Annotated in this window: 15 protein-coding genes; 10 read left to right on the top strand and 5 right to left on the bottom strand. The window is 69.2% G+C overall.

The features are described from left to right. Window positions 1-38 precede the first annotated feature (38 nt). Window positions 39-488: a group II truncated hemoglobin gene (locus ACFYL6_RS15995; protein WP_387171736.1), complete on the top strand. Its 450-nt coding sequence runs from the start codon at window positions 39-41 to the stop codon at window positions 486-488. Window positions 489-1,196: 708 nt separating this feature from the next. On the opposite strand, the gene ACFYL6_RS16000 is transcribed toward ACFYL6_RS15995, so the two are convergent. Then, on the bottom strand, window positions 1,197-1,904 hold the full coding sequence (locus ACFYL6_RS16000; protein WP_387171737.1) for an SDR family oxidoreductase: 708 nt from the start codon (window positions 1,902-1,904) through the stop codon (window positions 1,197-1,199). Between the two features lie 294 nt (window positions 1,905-2,198). After that, window positions 2,199-3,188, bottom strand: coding sequence for a hypothetical protein (locus ACFYL6_RS16005; RefSeq protein WP_387171739.1), 990 nt, complete (start codon window positions 3,186-3,188; stop codon window positions 2,199-2,201). Between the two features lie 338 nt (window positions 3,189-3,526). Between ACFYL6_RS16005 and ACFYL6_RS16010 the strand changes: the two genes are divergently transcribed. Beyond that, complete coding sequence (locus ACFYL6_RS16010; protein ID WP_387171741.1) at window positions 3,527-3,781, top strand: GDP-mannose 4,6-dehydratase; 255 nt, start codon at window positions 3,527-3,529, stop codon at window positions 3,779-3,781. Between the two features lie 56 nt (window positions 3,782-3,837). Next, window positions 3,838-4,932 (top strand): acyltransferase family protein, encoded by a 1,095-nt coding sequence (locus ACFYL6_RS16015; protein ID WP_387171742.1) that lies wholly within the window; start codon window positions 3,838-3,840, stop codon window positions 4,930-4,932. Window positions 4,933-5,004: 72 nt separating this feature from the next. Here ACFYL6_RS16015 and ACFYL6_RS16020 read toward each other — a convergent pair whose 3' ends face one another. Continuing rightward, on the bottom strand, window positions 5,005-5,907 hold the full coding sequence (locus ACFYL6_RS16020; RefSeq protein ID WP_387171744.1) for a glycosyltransferase family 8 protein: 903 nt from the start codon (window positions 5,905-5,907) through the stop codon (window positions 5,005-5,007). Next, on the bottom strand, window positions 5,904-7,121 hold the full coding sequence (locus ACFYL6_RS16025; RefSeq protein WP_387171746.1) for a DegT/DnrJ/EryC1/StrS family aminotransferase: 1,218 nt from the start codon (window positions 7,119-7,121) through the stop codon (window positions 5,904-5,906). Before ACFYL6_RS16025 ends, ACFYL6_RS16020 begins: the two co-directional genes overlap by 4 nt. A gap of 93 nt (window positions 7,122-7,214) precedes the next feature. On the opposite strand from ACFYL6_RS16025, the gene ACFYL6_RS16030 reads away from it, so the two are divergent. Both ACFYL6_RS16030 and ACFYL6_RS16035 read left to right on the top strand, forming a co-directional pair. After that, window positions 7,215-9,554, top strand: a complete 2,340-nt coding sequence (locus tag ACFYL6_RS16030) for a tetratricopeptide repeat protein (protein ID WP_387171748.1) — start codon at window positions 7,215-7,217, stop codon at window positions 9,552-9,554. Next, window positions 9,551-10,882: a hypothetical protein gene (locus ACFYL6_RS16035; protein WP_387171749.1), complete on the top strand. Its 1,332-nt coding sequence runs from the start codon at window positions 9,551-9,553 to the stop codon at window positions 10,880-10,882. Before ACFYL6_RS16030 ends, ACFYL6_RS16035 begins: the two co-directional genes overlap by 4 nt. 3 nt (window positions 10,883-10,885) lie before the next feature. Here ACFYL6_RS16035 and ACFYL6_RS16040 read toward each other — a convergent pair whose 3' ends face one another. Beyond that, complete coding sequence (locus ACFYL6_RS16040) at window positions 10,886-11,284, bottom strand: hypothetical protein (RefSeq protein WP_387171751.1); 399 nt, start codon at window positions 11,282-11,284, stop codon at window positions 10,886-10,888. Between the two features lie 375 nt (window positions 11,285-11,659). Between ACFYL6_RS16040 and ACFYL6_RS16045 the strand changes: the two genes are divergently transcribed. The 5 genes from ACFYL6_RS16045 to ACFYL6_RS16065 all read left to right on the top strand — a co-directional run bounded on the left by ACFYL6_RS16045 (window position 11,660) and on the right by ACFYL6_RS16065 (window position 15,619). Then, window positions 11,660-12,022 carry a MarR family winged helix-turn-helix transcriptional regulator gene (locus ACFYL6_RS16045; RefSeq protein ID WP_387171753.1) on the top strand — a complete coding sequence of 121 codons (363 nt, stop codon included), beginning with the start codon at window positions 11,660-11,662 and terminating at the stop codon, window positions 12,020-12,022. A 26-nt stretch (window positions 12,023-12,048) separates the two neighbouring features. After that, window positions 12,049-13,503 carry an MFS transporter gene (locus ACFYL6_RS16050; protein ID WP_387171755.1) on the top strand — a complete coding sequence of 485 codons (1,455 nt, stop codon included), beginning with the start codon at window positions 12,049-12,051 and terminating at the stop codon, window positions 13,501-13,503. Window positions 13,504-13,603: 100 nt separating this feature from the next. Next, window positions 13,604-13,897 carry a DUF1330 domain-containing protein gene (locus tag ACFYL6_RS16055; protein ID WP_387171757.1) on the top strand — a complete coding sequence of 98 codons (294 nt, stop codon included), beginning with the start codon at window positions 13,604-13,606 and terminating at the stop codon, window positions 13,895-13,897. A gap of 185 nt (window positions 13,898-14,082) precedes the next feature. Further along, window positions 14,083-14,553 carry an SRPBCC family protein gene (locus ACFYL6_RS16060; protein ID WP_387171759.1) on the top strand — a complete coding sequence of 157 codons (471 nt, stop codon included), beginning with the start codon at window positions 14,083-14,085 and terminating at the stop codon, window positions 14,551-14,553. 244 nt (window positions 14,554-14,797) lie between these two features. Continuing rightward, window positions 14,798-15,619 (top strand): NAD(P)H-binding protein, encoded by an 822-nt coding sequence (locus tag ACFYL6_RS16065; protein ID WP_387171761.1) that lies wholly within the window; start codon window positions 14,798-14,800, stop codon window positions 15,617-15,619. Window positions 15,620-15,930: the final 311 nt, after the last annotated feature.

Genomic DNA, 15,930 nt, shown 5'->3' on the forward strand with positions numbered 1-15,930 from the left:
GCGCCCCAGTCGGAGTCCAGGCAACGAAAGACGGGCCCATGTCCACTCTGTACGATTTTGCCGGCGGCGACGAGGCGCTGCATCGTCTGGAGGACCTGTTCTATACCAAGGTGCTGGACGACCCTGTGCTGCGCAGCGTGTTCCCCGCTCGCCGGCCGAGCCATGTCGATCACCTCACGTGGTTCACCGCCGAGTCCTTCGGCGGCCCCGACAGGTTCACCACCGGACTGGGATTTCAGTACATCATTGACGTCCACCGCCATCTGAAGATCACCGACGAGCAGCGGGAGCGGTTCGTCGCCCTTTACCTCGAAGCGATCGATGAAGCCGGCCTACCGGACGATGACGCTTTCCGCGCGGCGGTGCGCGAACACCTTGAGTTCGGCGCCCGTGTGGCCCAGCAGAACTCGCGTGCCGAGAGCGATGACGAGCTGCATCCGATCCGTGAGGTTCCCGCTTGGACGTGGCCGCGACAGTCTGAAGACTGACGGGCATCCGCGAACCACGACGTCCTCGAGGCTCCCTCCGGCCAGCTGTCCTGCCAGAAAGCACGGAGCCGAGCGCCGCCTAGCGGGCCTGCGGTTGTGCGGCTTCTGATCGGCGAACCGGTCGATCGGGTCGCACGCCTCCAGGGTCGGCGACTGGCCGTCTCATTGGCCGTCAGGATACGGATTAGTTCCGCAGTCCAGTTGTGCAAGCCTGAGGCAGTGTTCGCAAGAGCCGCTATCTGCGCAGGAAAGGCGGGCTCTGTGAAAGATATCCGAGTCACCCATATCGGTGGTCCGACAACCATGAGGACATCGTCGAGGTGTGTGTCCGCCTTGCCCGCGAGGGCTACCTACGCGAGGTGGTCGAGGGCTGTTGGTTTGCGTTGCCTGATGCTCCAGGCGGCTCAGCCTGAGACACCCACACAAAGCAACCAACCGCCGTACGTCTTGAAACTCGCACCTCGCAGATAGCCGGATCTGCTGCGGGGCCGACCGCACCGGACCAGTGACCTCCCGGAGCCCTCGGTCGCACCTTGGAGGCGCCAGCTTCAAGACCATGAAGTCGATCACGATCTTCAGGGCTTCGCTCGACGTCCGCACCCCTGCGGCGGTCAGGCGGAGGCCCGGCTTCATGAGAATCCGGGCCGCCCGCCGGGCGTGCGCCCGTTGACCAAGCCGCTTACTCCGGCAGGCGGATTACCGGTGGAGTCAGGCGAAGAGGTTGCCGGTGATGTCGGCGTAGAAGTCGGCGGGATCGCGGGAGAGGGAGGCCTTGACGTTGGCGGTGGGCTTGTCAGCGATGACTTCGATCTTGCCTGCTTCCAGTCCGTCGAGGGCCTGGGCGACCACCTCGTGGGGCGCGAGCTTGGGGATGTCGACGCCAGCCATCATGTCCGTGTCGGCGATCGCCAGCGCCAGGGCGGTGACCAGAGTCTTCTGGTCGGCCAACTCGAGTCGGATGCCGTTCGTCAAGGACCACTCCGCGGCCTTGGAGGCGGCGTAGCCGTTGCTGCCGGGGCTGAAGGTGTACCAGCTCAGCGCCGAGATGACGTTGAGGATGGCGCCACCGGCCAGCCTGGGCGCGAAGGCGCGGGTGACGTTGAGAGTGCCCCAGAAGTTGGTGTCGAGGTCGCGGCGGATGTTCTCCGTGGAGGGGCCGAGCAGCGGGGCTTCGGTGGAGGTGCCGGCGTTGTTGATGAGGATGTCGAGGTCGCCCACCTTTCCTGCGGCGGCCTCGATGGACGCGGGATCCGTGATGTCCAGCTGGAGCGCGATGGCACCGGGGATGTCGATGCTTTCCAGGCGACGGGCGGTCGCATAGACGGTGGCGCCCCGGGCGAGGAGGGCCTCGGCGAAGGCCTTGCCGAGGCCGCGGTTAGCTCCGGTCACGAGAGCTGTTGAGCCGTTGATTTGCATATCGCCACGCTAAAACCTCACGTTGACGTGAGGGGCAAACTTGTGCGAGGTGAATCACGCTCGCCCGTGTCGGCGGCGCTCGGCTCAGGGCGACCCGGGTGCGGCCGGTAACGGCCAGTCGGGCGGATCGGGCGTCACCGACCCCGCGAATTGATCAAGAGCTGATGATTGAACGGTGCCCAGGTCTGGGGCATGTGTGGAAGTCCGTCACAGCCATTCGTCGATGGCGGCGAGTTGGATGGTGGCTTCGTAGCGGACGGCCAGCTTGTCGGCACGCCATGGAGGGAGGCCGCGTCACTGCATAGCGGTCGCCGGGGGATGATCGAATGATTCGGGGCAGCGGAAGATGTACAGCGAGTAGCCGCGCCCGATCTGCACGCCGACGGTGTCTGGGGACGCGGTCGGGTTCTCCTCGGCCGGGCGCCAGCTGCAATGCATGCCGTTCCAGTCGCTTGAGCCGACGGTGAGAATCAAGGTCATCGGGGTGCCGCAGGCAGCACAGTCCATCGGGTACGGATCGGTCAGTGACCAGTTGGCGTACCCGCCGACCTTCCATCCCGGCGCGAGCGACAAGTCGCTCTGATAGCGCGGACGGCTCTCGTCTTCGTCGTCGTCCCACTGGTCGAGCCGTTCGCGTAGGTCATCGGGGAGCAGGCCGGCGTATTGGTACTCGCGGACCTGCTCGGGGTGCACCACGCACGGAAGCGGCAGGTACATGTCACTGATCACCGGCGGTTCGGGAGACGCTTCGAGCCGCGGGCCGACGGCGGAACTGTCGCGCCAGTAGAGGAAGACGCGAGGGCTGTAGTGCCGGTCCGAGTGGTCCACAGGGCACCACAGCACCTGGAGCAGGTCGGTGCCGTCCGGACCGGCGTAGTCCGGGATATCTCGTCGGTACAGCTGCGCGACCGGTACCAACGGGATGGGATCCTCGGCCAGGTCGTCCAGATCCAGAGCGTCGGCCGCATCGAGCTCGGCCCGCTCCTCCGCAGTCAAGAAGTCCCCGCCCGGCAGCGGCTCCCGAGCTTCCGCGGTCGCGAGGATCTCCCGCCTGCGGCGCAGGGCGGCCGGGGTGGTCAGGTTCCATGGCTCGTGCGCCCCGGCGTCGTCGCAGACGGGCCATTCCTCGTCGGCGGGCCACAACAGCGGTCCGCCGACCGAACTGTCCGTAACGGTCGGAGCGCCGGGTCGGGGATGCAGGCGGGTAGCGGTGATGGAATGTTCCCGCAGTTCAGGGAAGAGCGCCGCGATGTCCAGAGGACGCGGAGGTGTGGTGCGGACCATAGACGTGGATCTTATGGCCCACGTGCAGGTCCCGAGCTCCGGGATGGTTGGCACCGGCTGGCGTCTCGAGTCGCCTAACGCCACCCTGCCGAAGTGCTGTCGATCGACGTAGGGCGCCGAGCGTCATCGGCGGTGGGATCGGTCGTGTCGGCCGACGAATGAGACGATTTCTTGAGTTTCTTCAGGAAGTAGCTTGCGGGGATTGTGAAAGCGATGGAGGTGCGCCACGAATCCGGTATAAGGAATTGACGCATCATTCCGGTTCGTTGCAGGTGCGCCGGATTTTCGGACCACCGCGTGCAGGTCGCGCCTCAGGGTCGCCACCTCGAGAGGGACGCATGTCGCGAGTAGCATCTAATTCCGGGTTCACCGGGCAGGATGGCAGCTACCTGTCAGGGCTCCTGCTCAACAAGGGCAACACGGTGCACGGACTCAAAAGAATATCGTCCAGTTTCAACACCGGACGTATCGATCGGATCAGCATCCATCCACGACAGTCGGGCGCCGACCTCAACGACATCGACCTGAAGCTCGTCGTGGGGCGCCTCCGGGTCACGGCGGCGGCGCTCGACACTCGGTCCGGTCGAGCTTGAGCGCACACATGACGCTGGCTGCAAGGCCAGTGCGAGAGCAGCACCGCCTATACGAGGTGGACCTACTCCGGTTCGCCGCCGCCCTGATGATCGTCCTTCTCCACTACACCTACAGCCAGGGCCAGATTGAATATGACTTCGCGCCGTCGCTCGGCGCGGTCACTCAGTACGGTTACCTTGGCGTCGAACTGTTCTTCCTCATCAGCGGCATGGTCGTGCTCATGAGCGTGTGGGGACGCACCACGCGCGAGTTCGTAGCGTCGCGGATCTCTCGGCTGTATCCCGCCTTCTGGGTAGCCGTCACTCTCACGGCGGCGATGGTCGCCATTGCGGGACCACGGGGCCGGAACGACGTCACCCCGGCGCAGTACGCGGCGAACCTGTCAATGTTTCCCCAGCTCGCCAACATTGAGTACGTCGAAAGCGTGTACTGGACGTTGTGGTCCGAGTGGCGGTTCTACCTCATCCTGTTCGCCTTCTCGCTGTTGGGGATCACCGAGCGTCGTACCCACTGGCTGCTGTGGGGCTGGCTCACCACCAGCGTGGCCCTGGAAGCTCTTCCTGTTCCGCCAGCCGCACATGCCGCGTTGGCGCTGATTGTGCAGCCCCAGTTCAGCCACTACTTCATCGCTGGCATGGCTCTCTACCTGGTGCACCGCTTCGGCTTCACTGCGCGACTGGGCCTCCTGCTGTCGGCGTGCTACGCGAACGCCGTAAAGGAGGCGGACAGTCGGATCGACGAGCGGGTTGCCGACGGGCTGGCGCCGACCCCTGTCGTTGCTGCCCTGGTCATCCTGGCGATCTTCGTCGTTATGATCCTCGCAGCGACCGGTGGGTTGCGCTGGATGCGGTGGCCATGTCTGGCCGAACTCGGCGCGATGACATACCCGCTCTATCTGATCCACTTCACTCTAGGTGTTGTTGCCATCAACGCCCTGGTCCCGGCAGTCCATCCCTGGCTGGCGCTGCCGCTGGTGATCGCCGCGATGTGCGGCGCTTCCTGGCTCATCAGCGCGAAGGTGGAGGACAGGGTCCGTCCAGCACTTCACCTGGCGATTCGCCGGCTCCTACGCGTACCGCCGCACCAGATGCCAGAGCAGACCGCCCGCACTGCTCGTGTCACGGTTCAGGCGACTGCCGGCCGTTATTGACCGACCACCACTGTGTGAACGATCCGGTGTTCCGGTTCCTTCAGAAGTTGCAGATGACTGCGGGCCGTGCCGTCAGTGGGAATCCGCCGGGCGCACCGTCGGGCTGACCGTGGGGACCGGCACCCCGGCGGCCTCGATCATCAAAGCGGCCTCCGCGGCCACCGCATGCCATTGGCGGCGCAGCATGCCGTCGGGGAACGCTTCGGTCCAGGGCTTGACCTCGGTGGCGTAGTGCATGATGAACGGCGCCCGCTCCAGATCCAGCTGGTACGGCATCGGCACGTACCGCTCGCCGTGGTAGGTGAAGTCCAGCCGCTGCTGCACGGCACTGACCGGCATCACGTTCCACCGCGGATCGAGCAGCTCGAACCTGCCGCCGAGCAGGTAATTCAGCGTGTCCTGGTCTCCGAACAAGGGGCGCCAGTCGGGGTTGGCAATCAACTCTGCGGCCCGCTCGGTCAGCCGCTCGGCCCGCCAGCGTGCCACGTCGATGGCCAGCAGACCGGAGTTGAAGTACGGGAAGCTGACCGCCCGACCGCTCAGCGGGAACCGGTCGGTCTCTACGTGCGGGCTGCCCAGCTCGGGAATGTACGGGTCGCGTGCCGCCGCGACCGGGTAGTCGTGCGCGATCGGCCGGTGCAGGGTGTGCACGCTGACGCAGGCGAGCATGTCGGAGTCTAGGTAGAGCAGCCGATCCGCGTCGATCAGACCGGGTGCGGCGATCCGCGCGTACCCCATCGGCGTGATGTAGCCGATCCGCATGTCGGGGAAGGAGAAGTCGCGTTGGATGACGGTCACCCTCGCCGGAGCGGCGGCGGCCGTCAGTGCCGCCAGCGAGTCCGGGAGTACGCCCGGGTCGCAGAGCAGGTAGAGGTGGAGCGGCTCCGGCCCTTGCCAGGTGCGGGCCAGTGACCGAGCTGCCACGCAGGTGGGCCAGACGTAGTGGGCGTCGAGGCACAAGACGACACCGTTCATCGTCCGGTGACCATTCGCCGGAAGGCCGTGCCCTCGGTGACCAGTATCTTCTCGAACACAGCGGCGATCCTTCGCATCGTGTTGCGGGTGTGCGGCGGGCCGATCGGGCAGCTGCTGTGCCCGATGCTCAGCCGCCGGGCGCAGATGTCGGCCGCGACCGGAAATTCTTGCCGGTCCTTGAAGAGGCGGTGGTGCGGCAGGGGTTTGGTCTGCCAGCGGCCGATCGGCAGACCCTCCGCGGTGGCAGCCTCGCGCAGCGCGTCCCGGAACGCCGGGACGTACTCCGGCCCGAGCCCGAACTCCTCCGGCCGGACCAGCAGTGGGTAGAGGAAGTAGACGTGCGTCCGGTCTTCGGGCACCACCGGCAGCAGCAGTCCGGGAATCCCGGTCAGCAGCCCGGTGAGCGCCGCACCGTTGGCTGCCCGGCTGTCTGACATCTCCGCCAGACGGCGCAGCTGGGAGCGGGCGAACGCGGCGCCGAGCACGTGGATCCGGTAGTTCCAGCCGACCGACGTCACCTCGGGCATCTCCCCGGTCGCCCGCGACTGGCTCTCGCCGAAGGTCATCAACGCCCGGGCCCGCAGGTGGCCCTCGCGGTCGGCGGTGGCGAACAGCCCCGCCTCGCCGGCCGAGGAGAGCGTCTTCGACCCGTTCAGGCTCAGGCCGGAGGCGTCACCCAGCGCCCCGACCTGCCGACCCCGATAGGTGGCTCCGTGCGCCTGCGCCCCGTCCTCCACCACGGCGAGGCCGAGCCGACCGAGAGCGGCGTAGTCGGCCGGCAGGCCGTGCAGGTCGACGGGGAGCACCGCCCGGGTGGCCGGCGTGATCGCTGTCTCCGCCTGCGCCGGGTCGATCGTGTACGTGACCGGGTCGCTGTCCACGAACACCGGCCGGGCGCCCGCGTGCAGCACCGCCTGCGCCGTCGCCCCGAACGTGTCGGCTGGCACCAGCACCTCGTCGCCGGGCCCGACCCCCATCGCGACCAGCGCCATGTGCAGCGCCGCCGTCCCCGAGTTCACGGCCAGCACGTACGGCATACCCGTCAGCTCCGACCAGGCATCCTCCAGCTCGGTCGCGGCCCGCATCGGCCATCGCCACGGCATGGCGTCCCGCAGCGCCGCCAGCACCGAGGCCTCGTCCTCCGCGGTCAACACCGGCCAGCCACCGAGCTCACCCGGCCTCAGTACCGGAGGTCCACCGAGCAGTGCCAGCATCCACCCTCCGGCCGTTGTTGGAGCGAGGAACCGTATCGCAGAATCGACCTTGGCCGGAGGCACCGCAGAATGCAAGCGGAAGGGATCATCCTGATGTCCGAGGTGGACAAACAAGGCTCCGGCGCAATCGCTGGGCGGGACACCCGCATCAGGGGCGAATACGCGGCCGGACGTGATGTGGTGATCAACAATGTCCCCGAGTCACGCCCGGCGCCATTCGCCGTACCACTCGACATCTCCGACTTCGCCGACCGGACGGACGAGTTCAGCGACATTCTCGAAATGTTCGGGGAAAGCGCCGCCCCGGTGGTGGTGAACCTCTTCGGACCGGGCGGGATCGGGAAGTCCGCGTTGGCCGTCCGGGCGGCCCATCGCCTTCGTGACCGCTTTCCCGACGGCGTGCTGTACGCCGCCCTCGGCACCGAGTCCTGGCAGACCGCCGACATCGTCGCCGAATTTCTCTACCTGCTGGGCCGCCCGGCCGACGGCACCACCGAGTCCCGGCTAGTCGCGGAATTCCGGGCCGCGGTGGCCGGCCGCCGGATCCTGGTCGTGCTGGACGGGGCAGTCTCTGCCGATCTGACCGTCCCGCTGCTGCCGACCACTGCCGGTTCCGGCGCGATCGTGACCAGCCGCCCCCCGCTGCCCAGCCTGCCTGGCGCCGAGCTGATCGAGGTACCGGTGCTGCCCGAGCCGGACAGCATGGCCCTGGTCGGCCGCCTCGCCCGGGTGAAGATCGACGCATCCAACGCGGACCAGGCGGCCCGGCTGGTGCGGATGTGCGGCAGGTTGCCGCTGGCGCTGCGTGTCGCCGGTGCGAAACTGAGGACCAGGGCGGACTGGGACATGGGCCGGCTGGCCGACCGGATGGCGGCGGCGGCCAACCGTCTCGACCTTCTCCAGATTGGAGACCTCGAGGTGCGCGCGACGCTGCTGACCAGCTACTCCGAGCGGGATCCCGGCGAGCAGCGGGCGCTGCGGGCACTCGCCCTGGCCGATGACGACGAGTTTCCCGGCTGGGTGCTGGCACCGTTGCTGCAGGTGAGCGTGGCGGAGAGCGAGCGGCTGGTCGAGCGCCTGGTCCACGCACAGCTCGTGCGGGTCACCCGGGTGGACGGCACCGGCCTACCCCTCTACCGCCTGCATGACCTGGTCCGCGACCTCGCCCGCGAGCTGCTGGCCGACACCGACCCGGCCGCCGAGCGGGCGGCCATGGCGCTCCGGCTGAACGACCGTTACCTCGACCTCCTGTCGACCGCCGCCCGGGCGCTGCGTGACCAGGGTTCTGGCGGCCATGCTGCCGATCCCGCCGCTCCCGGGCCGGACGACGACTTCGCCGAGCTGCGCGGGACGATCAGGCGGGCTCCTGTCGCCTGGTTCGCGTCCGGTCGGGACGGCATTCTCGCGAGCCTGGGCCGGGTCGCCGAAGAGGGCCGGTTGGACCAGGTGGGCCGGTTCGCCGACGCGATGCTCAGCCTGCTGATCCTCACCCCGTTCGCCGAGGACCGTATCCGAGTGCACCGGCTCGTGCTGGAAGCCGGGGCCCGGGCCGGGGACCGGGCCCGGCTCGCCGGGGCGCGGCGTGACCTGGGTCGTGCCTTCCGCGACTTCGGCCGGTACGCGGAGGCGCGCGCGGAGCTTGAGGCCGCGATCGCCGACTTCGCGGACCTGGGCGACGCCGGGGCGCTGGCCGAGACCCGCCTGATCTACGCGGTGCTGCTCCGGTCGATCGGCGAGAACGAGGCCGCCCGCGAGGTGGTGCTCGAGTCACTCGCGCACTTCGAGGCGACCGGGGAGACGGGCTGGCAGGCTTATGCGCACCGGACCCTCGGCATCATCCACCGAGACCAGGCCGACTGGGCCGCCGCCGGTGTGGCCTTCGACCGGGCGCTGGAGCTGTTCCGCGCTGTCGGCGACCGGCATCGGGAGGGGATCTGCCTGGTCCACTATGGCAGCGCACTACGCCAGCAGGGCGAGCCAGGCCGGGCGCTGCCCCTCTACAGCCGGGCGCGGGACATCTTCGCTGCGCTCGGCTTCGCGCTCTGGGAGGCGGTCACTAACGTTCACCGAGCCGCGAGCCTGACGGACCTGGAGGTGGGGGAGGAGGCCGGCCTGCTGCTCGACCGGGCGCTGCGCACCTTCACCGACATCGGCGACCTCCGTTGGGCGGACATCGCCGAGTACCACCGTGCCCGGCTCGACCTGCGGTCCGGTGATGTAGCCGGCGCGCTACCGCGGCTGGAGCGGTCAGCGAGCCGGTTCCGGGAGCTCAACGAGCCGTACAGCGAGTCCTTGGTGCTGCTCACCCTGGCCCAGGCTCAGGCACCCGGCCCGGCGGCCCGGTTCACCCTGCAGCGGCTGATCGAGAACGCGCGGCGGTTGGGGAACCCGATGCTGGAGAGTACGGCGGAGCGACTGCTCGGCCCTCGGTGAACAGCGCCGATGTGGTGATCGTCGGTGGTGGACTCGCCGGCCTGGAGGTGGCCCGGCACCTGACCGGCCGGCGGTCGCTGATCGTCGAGGCCGGACCGGACGCGGGAGGCCGGCACATCAACGCGGTGGGGGCCGCCGTCTCGCCGCTGCGCACCTGGCTGGAGCCGGACCGGGACCCGTACTTCTGGCGGCCCTGGCAGACGGCCCGCCCGCCGCACTACGCCGGGGTGGCGGGGCTGCGGCGGCGACTCGGCGGGCGGTCGCTCTACTGGCACGGGGTCACGCTGCCAGTTGAGCCCTGGGCGCTCCGCTCCTGGCCCGACGGGATCGTCAGCGACCTGACCCGGTCCTTTCGCGGTGGACCGTCTCTCTACGACCTGGTCCTGGCCGACCTCGACACCTGGCGCGGCGGTTTCACGCCCACGGGGCCGAGCGACATCCACCTTGGAGGCTACGCGTTCCGCCGCACACCTCGGGCGGTGCGACCCGCCGGAGTGGGCTGGGAGGCGTACAGCGCGTTGAACGCCGGCTTCACCCCGAACGCGCTGACGGGCGCCACCGTGGCGCGGGTACTCCTGTCAGGTGGCCGGGCGGTCGGGGTCGAGCTCACCGACGGCAACCGGATCGGCTGCCAAACGGTGGTGCTGGCGGCGGGCACCGTGGAGAACGCGCGCCTGGCCGCGGGCATGGGCGTGTCTGCGTCGCCGTATCCCATCGTTGACAAGATCACCCAGGGCTTCACGGTCGCCGTCGCGCCGGGCTCGCCGCTGCCTCCCGGGGGCGCGCATATCTGGCAAGGAGACGCTGGCCTGCGCACGAACGTGCTGCTCAACGTCGATTCCGGACCGTCCGCCGTGGTGGTCAATGTCGGTGCGATGGGCGAGCAGCTCACCCACCCGGCCGGCGTGGTCCGGCCGCCGGTGGTGCACCCCGCGCTCGCACCCGTCGACGTCGCGCTGGCCGGGCAGCAGCGCGACCTGCTCCAAGCGGTCTGGTGCGGACTGGCGGACCTGCTCGGCCTGCCGGCGACCGCACTGGACTTCCCGGATTTCGCCACCGCCGAGCGCACCCTCGAAATGGTCCTGCCGGACATGCACGGCCCCGCGCCGTCCCGCATGCCGGTCACGTGGTCGCGGGCCATCGGGACCGAGTATCACGAGGCCGGCACGCTCGCGTTCGGCCGGGCGCTAGGCCTCGATCACGACCTTTTAGGGGTACGCGGCGTCCACGTCGCAGGCCCGGCCACGTTCCCGCGCAGCGGCGCGGCGAACCCGTCCCTGACCACCCTCGCCCTGTCCCGCCGCCTCGCTGCCTTCCTGAGCGCCTAGGGCCTAGCCGCCGTCCGGACCACCGATGTGCAGGTCCCGGCCGGCGGCGTACCGGCCGGAGACGCGCACGTCGCGGCCCGCGACCGCGCCGCTCTCGTTCGCCTGGATGATCGTCGGGCCGGCCTCGGCAAGCGCGGCCCGCAGCGTTGCGGCGAACTCCGGGTCGGCGGTGATCTGGCGGGCCAGCCGCAGCGTCAGCCGATCTTCGGCGGCCTGCGTCGGCGCGGTGGTCACCTCGTCGACGACCTCCAGCGTCCCCGGATCGCCAGCGAACCGGTGCCGGATCACCTGCGCCACTCGGTCTGCCCCGGAGAGCAGCCGCTGCGCGGCCCCACCGGCCACGCCGGTGGAGAGGGCGGTCAGCGCCCCGACGGCGACGCTTGCCAGGTCCAGCGGTTCCATCTGTACCTCCTGGTCGGGGCGGTCGTCCGGGTTCGTCCAGCCTAGCCCGTGTTGTGTAAGGGATTCGGGACGGTGAGGTAGCCCGGCATAGCGGTGATCGATGAAAGATGGGGGTCTGGAGCCCGTCCAGCAGCACGGCCGAGAGGTAGGGCTGGCCAGCCCGCGCGGGGCGCCGCAGATTGCAAGATCAGGTCGACGCCGCCGAGCGCGCGGACCACCTACTGAACCCTGATCGGGGAGATGCATAAAGGATTAATATAAAGCTGCTATGCTTCAGACATGAGTCGCCGAGACGCCGCGCACGGCGCTTCCGATGCCATCGGGTCAGCCCTCTACGGTCTGGCAACCAGGGCCGTGAGACGCCTTCCCCGCGACATGAGCCTGACGTCCGCCGCCACCTTGGCCACCCTGGACAAGACCGGCCCGCGACGGATCACCGATCTGGCGGTGGCCGAGGGCGTCACCCAGCCCGCGATGACCGTCCTGGTCCGGGTGATGGAGGAATCCGGGCTGGTAGAGCGGACGGGCGATCCGTCCGACAAACGGGTCACGCTGGTGTGCCTGACCGAGGCCGGCGCGTCGTACGTCCGGACGCGACGCCAGGCGGGCGTCGACGCGTACGCGCGGTTGATCGACGAACTCAGTGGTGACGAGGTCGAAGCCCTGGCAGCAGCTCTTCCGGCGCTGCTGCATCTGGCGGAGCTCGAAAGTCAGGCCCGAGAGGAGTCGGACCGGTGACCGCGGCCCATGCTCATGGCCAGCCCATGAGCACTGCCCTGATACGTTCCGAGGCACGTCTGCTGGTCCCCGCCCTGATGTTCATCGCCCTGGTCGTGGCGGTGGTCGCCAGCCTTGGGACGCCGCTCATCACCAGCGTGGCGACCACGTTCCACGTCTCCCTCGACAGCGCGCAGTGGACGCTGACCATCGCCCTGCTCAGCGGCGCCGTGGCCACACCCGTCCTCGGCCGGCTCGGAGCCGGTCCGCACCGGCGGGCCACGATTCTCGCCACGCTGGCGATCATCGTCGTCGGCAGCGCGCTCACCGTGCTGCCGCTGCCGTTCGCCTGGCTGCTCGTGGGTAGAGCGGCCCAAGGCGTCGGACTCGGTCTCACGGCGCTGATGATGGGCGTGGCCCGCGACCATCTTCCCGAGGAGCGCAGCGCGGCCGCGATCGCCCTGATCTCAGTGGTCTCCATCATCGGAGCCGGCGTCGGCTACCCGCTGGCCGCGCTGTTCGCCGAGTTCGGCGGATTGCGGGCCGCCTACGGCCTCGGCCTGCTCGTCACCGCCATCGCCTTCGTGACCGCGTGGCGCTTCATGCCCGCAGCTCCCGAAGGCCGCTCCGCTCAGGTGAACGTGGCCGGTGCGCTCGTCCTGGCGGGTGGACTGCTCCTCGTTCTATTCCTGGCCGGCGAGAGGAGCCTGTGGAGCCGACACCTCGCCGTGGCGGTGACCCTTGCCGTCGCCGCCGTACTCCTGCTCTGCGTCTGGACCGTTTCCGAACTGCGAACCAAGACGCCCCTGGTCGACGTGCGGGCGGTACGGCACCCGGCGGTCGCCGGGGCGAACATCGCGATGTTCGTCGGCGGGTGCGGCATGTACCTCCTGCTCACGCTCATCACCCGCTATGCGCAGACGCCGCACAGTGCCGGCTACGGCTTCGGACTGACCACCTTCGTCGCGGGGCTGGTCCTCATTCCGTTCTCCGTGCTGGGGTTCGTCGCCGGCAAGCTCACGCCGCGGGTCCGCGAACGGATCGACGGCCCCCTGCTCCTGGCCGGCAGCGCCGCCATCGTCGGCGGCGGGTTCGTCCTGTTCGCCACCGCTCGATCCAACCTGGCCGAACTGCTCGTGGCCATGGGCGTGCTGGGCTTCGGCGTCGGCAGCTTCTCGGCCGCGATGCCCGGCGTCATCCTGGCCGTCACCCCCAAGAGCGAGACGTCGAGCGCCATGAGCTTCAACTACGTCGTCCGCAGCGTCGGGTACTCCCTGGGCAGCGCCATCGGAGGTCTGGTCCTGGCTGCCGGCACCGCCACGGGCCGCGTCTTCCCGAACGACGACGCCTACACGACCGCGGCGCTCGTCGGCGTCGCCGCGATGGCGATCACGACGATGGCCAGCCTCGCCCTCGCCCGCCGACGCTCACAAGAGACCAATTCGATCGCAGCCCCAGCCGGTCTGCCGGGCGTGGGCCGGTCGAGTCGAACCGGAAGCTGAGGATCGAAGCCGTCCGCATTCGACGCCCTCTCCGTCGCCTCGCTGACTTACAGCGCGCCGGCCATGGATCTGAACATCAATTCCGAACACAGGAGGTACCGTGGCCAAGGGCTACTGGGTCAGCGCCTACCGCGCCATTTCCGACCCCGAGAAGCTGGCTGCCTACAACAAGCTGGCCCCGGCGGCCGTCAAGGCCGGGGGCGGGCGGTTGCTCGCCCGCGACGGTCGGGTCGTCGCACACGACGCCGGAATCGCCGGGCGCACCATCCTGATCGAGTTCGACAGCTTCGAACAGGCGGTCGCCGCACATGCTAGTGCGGCCTACCAGGAGGCGCTGGCCGCACTTGCTGACGGCGTCGAGCGCGACTTCCGCATCATCGAAGGCCTCGACTGACGATCGAGGCTGCGTCGGCGACGAACACGAAGCCGACCGCGGGGATCACCGCGCCTTCATCAGATTCCTGGAGGGCTTCACCCGACAATCACCAGCCGGAGTCGCATACGCGAACCGCCTCGCCGCCGAAAAGAAGCAGATGGAATGACCACGTCGCCGAGTGCGACACGCACGCAGGGGAACTCATGACCTTCCAGCTGGACCTGGACATCGCTGCCCCAGCAGCGCACGTGTTCGACTTCGTCGCCGACTTCACCACCATGCCGAGGTGGTACGTCGCAGTGCAACGCGTGGAGCGCGTCACAGGCACCCGCGGCTTGGGAACCCGATACAGGGTGTATCGAGAGCTCCCCGGCGGGCCCGCCCTGAACGAGGTATCGATCACCAAGTATTCAGAAGGCGAGGAGGTCGTCTTCACATCGCTGAGCGGGCCGACCCCGTTCACCTACCGCTATCTCGTCCGCCCCTCACCCGACACGACGAAACTCATCCTCGAGGGCACGATAAGTGCGGCCGGGCTCACCGGCCCGGCCGCACTCCTCGGACCGCTCGCCGAGCGACTCTTCAAAGGCGGGATGCGCGACAACCTCGGCACACTCAAACAGCTCCTGGAGACGTCAGCAGCCCCTCCCCAGCTAAGCGGTGGAACTACCTGAAGGTCGTCCCGCGGCGTCGATGGGTGCGTCGAGCAGTAGTGCGGCGACCGCTTCCGGGAAAGGCATGGGCGGACGGCGGCACGCGAGCGGCGGCGCCGGTCGGCGCGGCGTGTAGCGGCAGCGAAAGGGGGTGCTGTCCGTCAGTGCGCCAGCTGGCCGGGAATTGGGTGGCGCGCACCGGCGTCGACAGTGTTGGCTGGCAGCCGCCTCGGCCGGGATGGCCCACGCACAGTAAGGAACTCCCATGATTGTCGTCTCCGCCGCCTCCGGTGCGCTCGGCCGGCTCGTCGTCGAACGGCTGCTGACCCGGCTGCCCGCCGCTCAGGTCATCGCCGCCGTACGCGCCCCTGATCGGGCCGCCGGCCTGGCCGCGCTCGGCGTCGACGTACGGCACGGCGACTACGACGACCCGGCGAGCCTGCGGTCGGCGTTCGCCGGCGCACGGCGGCTGCTGCTCATTTCCTCGCCGGAACTGGCCCCGGACCGTCGGATCCGGCAGCATCTGGCCGCCGTCGAGGCGGCCGGCGCCAGCGGGGTACAGGCCGTCGCCTACACCAGCTTCCTGGGCGCCGACCGCGACGGCGGGGGCATGAACGCCGCCCACCACGCCACCGAACGGGCAATCGTCAACAGTGGACTGAACTACACGATCCTGCGGCACCCGTTCTACACCGAGGCGTTCGTCGACGCCGGGCTGCGAGCGGCGGCCGAGTCGGGCATCCTGGTCAGCGGCACCGGCGGACGGGGCCTCAACACCGCGCTGCGGACGGATCTAGCCGAGGCGGCGGTGAACGTGCTGACCGACGACGACCACCTGGGCCGGGACTACGACCTGACCGGACCGCTGTGGACCTATCCGCAGCTCGCCGGGGAACTCGGCGACGTCACCGGTACAAAGGTCGAATACCACGAGGACGCCGGCGCGCTCACCGGGCCGATGGCCTTCCTCCAGGGCCTGGCCCTGGCCGGGGCACTGGAGCGGCAGACCGACGACCTGCGCCGGGTGCTGGGCCGGCCGCCGACGAGCCTGCGCGGGGCCGTGGAACACGTACTCCGTCAGGATTGAGCCGGTGCGGTAATCACGGCGCGGCCGTCGCCGCGCCGGTGCTGCGGTCCATGCGACCCGGCCGACGTCGAATGGATCCGTGGCAAGAGGCCGTCTTCCGCGTCGCAGGCGAGGTTCAGGAATTCGGCCGGCAGCCCTCGGTGCACGGAAAGATCCATTCCCGCAGGCGTGACGCGCGGGTTCGGCGCAGCGGGGGGGGGGGGGCCCCGCCCCCCCCCCCCCGCGCGGGGCGGGGGGGGCCCCGGGGGGGGGGGCCCCCCGGGGGCAAAAACGGTTGGGGTGGGGACGCCGGGGTGTGGCCCCCCCGGCCC

It is taken from the genome of Micromonospora sp. NPDC007208 (assembly GCF_042869175.1).
GTDB lineage: Bacteria > Actinomycetota > Actinomycetes > Mycobacteriales > Micromonosporaceae > Micromonospora > Micromonospora foliorum.

Excerpts from the sequence above, each read along its gene's own strand:
- ACFYL6_RS15995 (WP_387171736.1), top strand. The coding sequence starts at position 39 with ATGTCCACTCTGTACGATTTTGCCGGCGGCGACGAGGCGCTGCATCGT.
- ACFYL6_RS16000 (WP_387171737.1), bottom strand. The coding sequence starts at position 1,904 with ATGCAAATCAACGGCTCAACAGCTCTCGTGACCGGAGCTAACCGCGGC.
- ACFYL6_RS16005 (WP_387171739.1), bottom strand. The coding sequence starts at position 3,188 with ATGGTCCGCACCACACCTCCGCGTCCTCTGGACATCGCGGCGCTCTTC.
- ACFYL6_RS16010 (WP_387171741.1), top strand. The coding sequence starts at position 3,527 with ATGTCGCGAGTAGCATCTAATTCCGGGTTCACCGGGCAGGATGGCAGC.
- ACFYL6_RS16020 (WP_387171744.1), bottom strand. The coding sequence starts at position 5,907 with ATGAACGGTGTCGTCTTGTGCCTCGACGCCCACTACGTCTGGCCCACC.
- ACFYL6_RS16025 (WP_387171746.1), bottom strand. The coding sequence starts at position 7,121 with ATGCTGGCACTGCTCGGTGGACCTCCGGTACTGAGGCCGGGTGAGCTC.
- ACFYL6_RS16030 (WP_387171748.1), top strand. The coding sequence starts at position 7,215 with ATGTCCGAGGTGGACAAACAAGGCTCCGGCGCAATCGCTGGGCGGGAC.
- ACFYL6_RS16040 (WP_387171751.1), bottom strand. The coding sequence starts at position 11,284 with ATGGAACCGCTGGACCTGGCAAGCGTCGCCGTCGGGGCGCTGACCGCC.
- ACFYL6_RS16045 (WP_387171753.1), top strand. The coding sequence starts at position 11,660 with ATGAGCCTGACGTCCGCCGCCACCTTGGCCACCCTGGACAAGACCGGC.
- ACFYL6_RS16050 (WP_387171755.1), top strand. The coding sequence starts at position 12,049 with ATGAGCACTGCCCTGATACGTTCCGAGGCACGTCTGCTGGTCCCCGCC.
- ACFYL6_RS16060 (WP_387171759.1), top strand. The coding sequence starts at position 14,083 with ATGACCTTCCAGCTGGACCTGGACATCGCTGCCCCAGCAGCGCACGTG.
- ACFYL6_RS16065 (WP_387171761.1), top strand. The coding sequence starts at position 14,798 with ATGATTGTCGTCTCCGCCGCCTCCGGTGCGCTCGGCCGGCTCGTCGTC.